At 39.6% G+C, this 8,882-nt stretch carries 8 protein-coding genes; 5 read left to right on the top strand and 3 right to left on the bottom strand.

The window, feature by feature from the left end; all coding sequences use genetic code 11:
* Nucleotides 1-107 precede the first annotated feature (107 nt).
* Complete coding sequence (locus AC4GME_RS02855; RefSeq protein ID WP_490375683.1) at nt 108-974, top strand: hypothetical protein; 867 nt, start codon at nt 108-110, stop codon at nt 972-974.
* A gap of 67 nt (nt 975-1,041) precedes the next feature.
* Here the strand turns inward: AC4GME_RS02855 and AC4GME_RS02850 are convergent, their stop codons facing one another.
* Complete coding sequence (locus AC4GME_RS02850; protein WP_490375682.1) at nt 1,042-2,637, bottom strand: ABC-F family ATPase; 1,596 nt, start codon at nt 2,635-2,637, stop codon at nt 1,042-1,044.
* A gap of 235 nt (nt 2,638-2,872) precedes the next feature.
* Here AC4GME_RS02850 and AC4GME_RS02845 point away from each other — a divergent pair, with 235 nt between their 5' ends.
* Both AC4GME_RS02845 and AC4GME_RS02840 read left to right on the top strand, forming a co-directional pair.
* Nucleotides 2,873-4,159 (top strand): DEAD/DEAH box helicase, encoded by a 1,287-nt coding sequence (locus tag AC4GME_RS02845; RefSeq protein ID WP_490375681.1) that lies wholly within the window; start codon nt 2,873-2,875, stop codon nt 4,157-4,159.
* Nucleotides 4,160-4,279: 120 nt separating this feature from the next.
* Nucleotides 4,280-4,753: an NYN domain-containing protein gene (locus tag AC4GME_RS02840; RefSeq protein WP_490375680.1), complete on the top strand. Its 474-nt coding sequence runs from the start codon at nt 4,280-4,282 to the stop codon at nt 4,751-4,753.
* On the opposite strand, the gene udk is transcribed toward AC4GME_RS02840, so the two are convergent.
* Both udk and AC4GME_RS02830 read right to left on the bottom strand, forming a co-directional pair.
* Complete coding sequence (gene udk, locus AC4GME_RS02835; protein ID WP_490375679.1) at nt 4,745-5,383, bottom strand: uridine kinase; 639 nt, start codon at nt 5,381-5,383, stop codon at nt 4,745-4,747. The genes AC4GME_RS02840 and udk overlap by 9 nt on opposite strands.
* Before the next feature lie 360 nt (nt 5,384-5,743).
* Nucleotides 5,744-5,989, bottom strand: coding sequence for a hypothetical protein (locus tag AC4GME_RS02830; RefSeq protein ID WP_490375678.1), 246 nt, complete (start codon nt 5,987-5,989; stop codon nt 5,744-5,746).
* Between the two features lie 81 nt (nt 5,990-6,070).
* Here AC4GME_RS02830 and AC4GME_RS02825 point away from each other — a divergent pair, with 81 nt between their 5' ends.
* Together AC4GME_RS02825 and AC4GME_RS02820 are read left to right on the top strand one after the other, a co-directional pair.
* Entirely contained in the window at nt 6,071-6,769 is a 699-nt protein-coding gene (locus AC4GME_RS02825) for a DNA alkylation repair protein (RefSeq protein WP_490375677.1), read from the top strand.
* Nucleotides 6,770-7,100: 331 nt separating this feature from the next.
* A complete protein-coding gene (locus tag AC4GME_RS02820) occupies nt 7,101-8,267 on the top strand; it encodes an amino acid permease (RefSeq protein WP_490375676.1) in 1,167 nt (388 codons plus the stop codon).
* The last annotated feature ends 615 nt before the right edge of the window (nt 8,268-8,882 follow it).

The following is an 8,882-nucleotide window of genomic DNA, read 5'->3' as shown; positions in this document are numbered from 1 at the left end:
GTTTTTGATAATAAAAAGGAACAGGCTTAACTGTTTTTTCTTTTTACAGTGATTTATAAAAATTAATCCTATAAATTATAGGAGTAGGATTTATTTAGGAAAAAAACATGCTTGATGCTATTTGTACTTTTGATGAAGAGAATCCGAAAACTTACTCAATTTTTGAGTTTAAGCTTTTACCTGAAGCTGAAATAGATAAGTTGCGTTACTTATTGTTATGCCCAGTTTGTAAACAAAAAGCCTATTTCCGCAGGGCATCAAAGGATGGCAAGCAGGCGTGTTTTGGTTCGCGTTATCATGATCTCGATTGTGAAGAGTTTAATCCATCAGCGCGCAAAACAGAGGAAGAAAAGCAGATCGCAGAAGTTGAGCAGATAGTGCTTGAAGCTGGTTCGCTGGTGATTGATTTCAGTAAAAAAATTCCCCTTAATAAAGGCAATCAAAAGCCCGTGCTAGATGCACAAAAAACGCCATTAGAAGGAAGGGAATACTCAACTAAAGATGCAGTAAAAAAAGATCTGCCAGTTAATGAGAATGAGCCAAAGGTATCTAAACAAGGTTTAGCTAAACTGCTGACCAGTTTATTACGCGGCAGTTCGTTGGCGATATCGGATCTTTGGATCTATACCAGTGAAACACACAAATGGCGTGCGAAAAATTTATTTGTCAATATCGCAGATGCACAGCCCACAGAGAACGGTGCGCCGCGCATGTATTGGGGAACGATTTCTCATGCGGATAAAACCCTTAACTGGTTAAACCCTGCTGAAGATCGTAGCGTTGGCTTACCTATCTCCAAATATCGAGAGCAACTGCTTGAGCGCTTTGATATTAATACTGCAAGTGATGTTGAAGGTGCTGGTTTTATTTTGTTTGGAAAATGCGTGCTGAGCAAAGATAAAAAACGTAAATATATTTATCTGTGGGGGAATGACCTGCAGTATATTTATCTGTCTAAGGCTGCGGAAGCATAACTGTTTAATTACAGATACAAAAAAAGGGCATAAAGCCCTTTTTTATTAACCACCTACAAGATGGAATTTAACCTTCCACAATACCCTGGCTTTTCAGGTATTCGCTGTACGGACCGTGGAAATCAACAACTTCATTTTCTTTGATTTCAATAATACGTGTAGCCAATGAAGATACAAACTCACGGTCATGACTTACGAACAGTAATGTACCTTCGTAGTTTTCAAGTGCTAAGTTTAATGATTCGATAGATTCCATATCCAAGTGATTGGTCGGCTCATCCATTAATAGGATATTAGACTGATCCATCATTAATTTACCAAATAACATGCGGCCTTGCTCACCACCGGAAATGATTTTTACCGACTTGCCGATATCATTTGAGCCAAACAGTAAACGGCCTAATGTACCGCGAACGAATTGCTCGTCATCGTCAGGCTTCATCCACTGGCTCATCCATTCCATTAAGGTCTGATCTTTTTCAAATGCGTAGGCATGATCCTGCGCGTAATAACCTAAGTTCGAATTTTCCGACCACTTAAATTCACCAGAATCGACTTCAATTTCGCTCATTAAAGTACGCAGTAGTGTTGTTTTACCGACACCATTCTGACCGATAATGGCAATACGCTCACCCACTTCAACCATTAGGTTGAGGTCTTTGAACAGCTGTTTATCAAATGATTTGCTTACCGCTGTAACTTCAAGTGCGTTACGGAACAGTTTTTTCTCTTGTTTGAAAACAATGTACGGGTTAACACGGCTGGATGGTTTTACTTCATCAAGAACGATTTTATCCATCTGTTTTGCACGAGAAGTCGCTTGTTTAGCTTTTGATGCATTTGCCGAGAAGCGGCTTACGAACTCTTGTAATTCAGAAAGCTGTGCTTTTTTCTTGGCGTTATCAGAAAGTTGACGTTCACGAACTTGCGTGGCTGCGGTCATGTACTCATCGTAGTTACCAGGATATAAGCGCAGCTCACCGTAATCAATATCAGCCATATGCGAACAGACAGAGTTTAAGAAGTGACGGTCATGCGAGATAATTACCATAGTGCACTGACGTGCTTTTAATTCAGTCTCTAACCAACGAATGGTATCGATGTCCAGGTTATTGGTCGGCTCATCAAGAAGCATGATATCCGGATTTGAGAAGAGTACTTGCGCAAGCAGAACACGCAGTTTCCAGCCAGGTGCAACTTCTGACATCAAGCCATAATGTTGCTCTAGTGGAATACCCACGCTCAGTAACAGTTCTCCGGCGCGTGAGTCAGCAGTGTAACCGTCCATTTCCGCGAATTCAGTTTCAAGATCGGCAACTTTCATGCCGTCTTCTTCACTCATTTCCGGAAGGCTGTAAATACGGTTACGTTCCGCCATCACTTCCCACATCTCTTTGTGACCCATTAAGACGGTATCTAATACAGAGAATTCTTCAAAAGCGAATTGGTCCTGGTGCAGTTTTGCAATACGCTCATTAGGATCTTTAGTGACATTACCTGCACTTGGTTCAAGATCACCCGTTAAGATCTTCATAAACGTTGATTTACCACAACCGTTAGCACCAATCAGACCGTAGCGGTTACCGTTACCAAATTTAACAGAGATGTTTTCAAACAGAGGTTTTGCACCAAACTGCATGGTGATATTGTTAGTACTTAACAAGGTTGTCTTCCTAATTGTATGTGACGTTTGCATTAACTTAGTAAGCAAATGTGACTGTATTGATATGGTGATGCAGTGGCAAATTGGCCCCGCATTTTTTAAGTTGCGCTATTATACAGAGCAATTTGACTATTTATAGAGCGATCGTGATTTAAATCACACCTCTTTGTTCGTTTGCTGTAAGCTACGCGCCTATTTTTGGCATTCCGTCACCCTTTATAAAAGAGATGCAGTTATGAGCTTTGATTCATTAGGTTTACCCGATTCGCTAGTAAAAGCGGTTAAAGAGCAAGGTTATAGCGAGCCTTCTCCGATTCAAGCTCAGGCAATTCCGGCAGTGTTAGCAGGTAAAGATGTGATGGCCGCTGCACAAACAGGTACCGGCAAAACAGCTGGTTTCACCCTACCTTTATTAGCATTACTGGAAAATGGCGAGCGTCCGAAAGCGAATCAAGTGCGTGCCCTTATTTTAACGCCGACACGTGAGTTAGCGGCTCAAGTGCATGCTAGTGTAGCGACCTATGGGAAGCACACTAAACTACGTAGTGCAGTGGTATTTGGCGGGGTTAAAATTAATCCACAAATGCAGACGTTACGTGCTGGTGTAGATATTTTAGTGGCAACGCCGGGACGTTTGTTGGATTTATATAACCAAAATGCGGTACGTTTTAAGCAGTTAGAAGTTTTTATTTTAGATGAAGCGGATCGAATGCTCGATATGGGCTTCATTCATGATATTAAACGTGTTATTGGATTTTTACCGCAAAAGCGTCAAAATCTGCTTTTCTCTGCCACTTTTTCAAATGATATTCGTAAACTGGCCAAAGGGCTGGTAAATAACCCAGTGGAAATCTCTGTTAGCCCGCGCAATACCACTGCAGAAAATGTTACCCAGTTTATTTATGAAGTGGATAAAAGTAAGAAAACGGTAGTTTTAAGTACCTTAATAAAAGAAAACGACTGGAAGCAGGTACTGGTATTTGTGAAAACAAAACACGGTGCCAACCGCTTAGTTAAAAGTCTTGATGGCCGCGGTATTCGCTCTGCTGCTATCCATGGTAATAAAAGCCAAGGCGCACGAACTAGAGCATTAGCGGAATTTAAAGAGGGGCAAATTACCGTCTTAGTGGCAACCGATATCGCTGCGCGTGGTATCGATATTGACCAACTGCCGCAAGTCGTGAACTTCGACCTGCCGCATGTCAGTGAAGATTATGTGCATCGCATCGGCCGTACCGGGCGTGCTGGTAATGATGGACAAGCTGTTTCATTAGTCTGCCAGGAAGAGTTTAAACTGCTCAAAGATATTGAAAAACTGATTAAAAAAGTGATTCCGCGTAAAACGGTAAAAGGTTTTGAACCGGGCGAGCCATTATCACCGTCGGTATTAGATACGCGTGCGCCAAAACCTAAAAAACCGAAAAAGCCACATGTCGGACATCGAGATGGTCAGCGTTCTGGACCAAGTACTGGCAGTAATAAAAAGCAGCGTTCAACGCGTAATAACTTTGTCGGTGATTAAAACCGAAACTTTCATTGTTAATAAATAAACAAAAAAGCCTTAAATGATGAGATTATTTAAGGCTTTTTTATACCTGTTTATATGTCATGATGTAGAAAAATAACAGAGTGAAGGTTTTTGATGAAGAAAATAGCAGTCTTTGCCGATGTACAAAATATCTATTACACCACGCGCCAAGCTTATGGAAAACAGTTTAACTACCGTAAATTATGGCAAATCATTAAGCAGCAGGGGGAGGTTGTTAATGCCTTTGCCTATGCTATCGATCGCGGTGATAACCAGCAGAAAAAATTTCAGGATGTTCTTAAACATCTCGGTTTTGAAGTAAAACTCAAACCTTATATTCAGCGCAGTGACGGCACTGCTAAAGGCGATTGGGACGTGGGGATTACCATAGATATTATGGAAACTGCTCCACAAGTTGATACCGTTATTTTGCTCTCTGGTGATGGTGATTTTGCTATTTTATTGGATAAGGTAAAGAATACTTATGATGTAAAAACAGAGGCTTATGGTGTACCTCAATTAACGGCAAAAGCATTAATTGATTCCTGCTCTGTATTTAATCCTATTGATAGCGAACTGTTACTTTAATAAATGACGAATTTTAGCTTTAAGCATATCTATCGCGATGCGATTTTTACCACCACGCGGGATGATTAGATCTGCATGTTGCTTGGAAGGTTCAATAAATTGAATATACATAGGGCGAACAGTTTCTTGATATTGCTGCAATACAGATTCCATCGTACGCCCGCGCTCGGCAACATCTCTTGTTAAGCGACGCAGTAAACAAATATCTAATGGCGTGTCCATAAAAATACTCGCGTGCAGCTGTTCACGTAACTCTGGTGTACTTAAAAGTAAGATCCCTTCAAGGATAATGACCTTTTTAGGCTCTACGTGCGTTGTGCTTGGTAAGCGGTTGTGAGTTGTGTAGCAATACTGCGGGATCTCTACTGATTCACCATCTATTAAAGCTTTTAGCTGGCTAATAAGTAATTTATGATCTAGAGAGTTAGGATGGTCGTAGTTGGTTTTTATACGCTCTTCCATCAGCATATCAGACTGATCTTTATAGTAACTGTCTTCCGAGATAATAGCGATTTTCGCTTCCCCAAGATCAGCTTTTAATTCATCAAAAATAGTATTAGCAATCAAGCTCTTGCCCGATGCAGATGCGCCAGCAATAGCAATTATCAAGCAATCAGATTTATTCAACATAAAGATCGACCCTTTTTCAATTCAAATTATTAATAAATGGGTAATATAACGATCCAATATCAAACTGTCGCAAAACATTCAGATAGTCAAGAAGCTATATTTCATTAGTAAATTATACTTTAACCTAGCAACCAAAACTAAGACGAAAATAAAAGAATTGGGATAATACTAGTCAAAATTTTGCGGCGCATTCTACAGGAATACTCAGATATGTCAGCAAAAAGATAAGATAGAGTTGATTGCTTTTGTTTTAGCTAGAAGAAGAGTAAAGCTTATATACCCAAACTACTTGAAGATGCTGATTCCTGCATCTTCAAGTAGTTTGGGTGTAGTGGCTGCGCCTATATTTACAGTAAAGTGTTAATCGTTTAAGGCTAAATGAAAATAGGAAAGTAACGAAGATGATTTATCTTTTTTTGGTTGTTTTGGTTGTTTTGGTTGTTTTTGTTGTTTGGCTTTTTCTCTTTTTAAAGCGCGAGTTTCTGCTGCTAAATTTGCCCGCTGTGTAAATTTCAATCGAGCTTGTTTATCTAATCCAGATAAAATGCCACCGTAGTGAGGTTTTAATACTTTTGTTGAACCATGTGATTTTGGAGTGCTGCACATCTACTTCTCCCAACATAACCATCTGTTCTTAAATGACCGTGTTTTTATATATAAAATTTCAAAACACCTAAAGGTAACGAAATGCAGCAACTTATTGAGCAGCTGAAAACTTATATCGAACCTGAAAAAGCAGTTTTTTTCCCTAAATTTTTTAAAGCATTTCCAGGTGGATATGGTGAAGGGGATCTGTTCTGGGGAATACGCGTTCCGCCTCTTCGTAAGCTTGCCAAAAAATACAGACATTTAGCACTTGATGAACTGATTCCGTTAATTACTTCACCGATACATGAGCAACGCATGCTCGCGCTGTTTATATTACGGTTGCAGTTTGAAAAAGCAGAGGAAGAGGTAAAGGAGCAGATTATCGCTTTTTATCTTAAATACCTTAAGGGTGTGAATAACTGGGATCTTGTTGACAGCTCTGCCCATTATTTATTGGGAACGTGGTTATTAGATAAAGATGTGCAGCAGATTTGGGTTTTAGCGAGCAGTGAAAACTTATGGTTTCAACGTATTGCGGTAATGAGCAGTTTTGCCTTTATACGCGCAGGGCGCTTTGAACTGACCCTGCAATTAGCGGAGCATTTATTAAGTCACCCTCACGATTTAATGCATAAAGCGCTAGGTTGGATGTTACGCGAGATTGGCAATCGTGATTTATGCGTTGAGATGCTGTTTCTCGATAAGTTCTATACCCGGATGCCCCGTACCATGTTGCGTTATGCCATTGAGAAATTTCCACAAGAGTTGAGATTAGATTATTTAAAAGGGCGCCGTTAGTTCTCTGCTCTGCGCTTTATCCTCATTTTTATTGATCTGTCTATATACCCAAGCTAACTCAAGATGCCAGAATTTGCACCTTGAACTAGTTTGGGTATATAAGTCATTATCTAAATGAAATAAGCAATACCAAAGTGTGCATTGCTGTTTTATGATGTCACTCCTAATCAATTTGAAGCGCTACCTAGTATGTGATTAAGCGTTAACTTCATATTTAAAACCAATCTGAATGGATTCAGGATTTAATCGGTTGCTAGCAATAGCAATCTAACTTTTGCGTACCTGGTATTTAATATTTTGACGCAGTAATACAACTTATAAGGCAGATCTTTTGAATTTAAAATTAACGGGGGGAACCCTACTTATTGCAGGTACGGCATTAGGTGCCGGCATGCTTGCTATCCCTATGGTATTAGCGCAGTTTGGTTTACTTTGGGGCACGCTATTAATGCTGGCTATCTGGTTTGGTACTAGTTATGCCGCGCTGTTATTGCTTGAGGCGACGGTTAAATCCGGTGGTGGTATTGGCATGAATAGTATCGCCCGTAAAACCTTAGGTAAAAAAGGTCAGTTGATAACAAATGCGCTGCTGTATTGTTTGGTTACCTGCTTAATGATTGCATATATAGTGAGTGCGGGTGATCTGCTGCAGCAGGTATTGAACAGTTATAGTCTTGATTTGAGCTTGATACAAAGCCAGATCTTATTCACTGTGTTTACTGGTGCATTTGTGGCACAAGGTACGGCAATGGTTGATAAGCTTAATCGGGTACTGTTTTTTATAATGATTATTGTACTGGCTATTACCTTAGTTTATCTGATACCCAATATCTCATTTGCTAATTTCTATCTGGTTAATAACGATAGCAAAGTGGAGCTGATCAAAAATAGTTCGGTATTGTTTACCAGTTTTGGTTTTATGGTCGTAGTGCCTTCAGTGGTGAAGTACAACAGCGAAGCAACACATAAGCAGTTAAGAAATATGGTCGTTATTGGCGCGTCGATTCCACTATTGTGTTACCTGCTTTGGCTTTATGCAGTGGTTGGCAACCTGCCTGTTGAGCAACTTGTGAGTTTTTCTAATGTATCAGAGTTAATTGCTGTACTTGCACTGCGCTACCCTAACCTTGGTCCGATTTTATCTTTATTTACAGGTCTTGCTTTATTGACGTCATTCCTTGGGGTCGCTATGTCATTGTTTGATCAGAACAGTGACCTGTTTAATAAAAACAAGTTGGTGACCTTCCTGATGACATTTTTTCTTCCGCTTATGGGGGCATTATGGGCTAAAGAACAGTTTATTAGTGTATTAGGTTATGCGGGTATCATACTTGTCTTTCTGGCTATTTTTGTGCCGATGGCGATGGTGCAGCAAGTTAGGTCGATTAAATTTGAATCATTACTGCAAGGTGTACATTATCAAGCTGCTGGTGGGCAAATTGCTTTAGTGGCAAGTTTTACTTTTGGTTGCTTTTTATTAGTTTCTCAACTGATTTAGGCAAACTTAAAATGGCAACTATTTTGATTATTCGGTTATATTCTAAACAGTTGCCATAATAACCTCTAATTGTACCGAAGAGTGACAATTATAACGCGCTAAGTAGCGTAAACAGAGCGATTACCTCTCTTTAAACACTGCCATCAAACAGCCCCCGCCCATTCTTCCTAACTTATTGTTTTATATCTTGTTATCTTTCTATGAGATGAGCTGTTGTTTTTATTTCAACAGCAATGCAGGAAGAGTTACAAAGTCAGCTATGCGTTTCTGCCGAATCTGAATAATATAGAGCCTTACAAAAACCAATGTTGTTATAACTTAAATGTCATTTACGCTCGGGAGGTGTCATACAAAGGTAACAACACATTTTGTAAGCGGGTTTTGAAAGTAGCTATTTATTATGATTCTATTGCTATAGCTCACATTTTTTGTAGGGTTTAATAAATAAACTGATTTCAGTTAATCAAAGCACAAGGTGTCAGCATTTTACAAAAGTTTGCCTGAACACCCATAAAGCTCAGCCAGGTGGTGAAATTAAAATTACTTTAGTTTCAATTGGTTGGGTGTGGTTTTTATTCTCTCACAAAGTTTAAGGAATGTCGCTTAAATTCTTAT

The sequence above is a fragment of the Psychromonas sp. genome (genome assembly GCF_983033635.1).
This window is presented reverse-complemented; position numbering and strand designations above follow the sequence as displayed.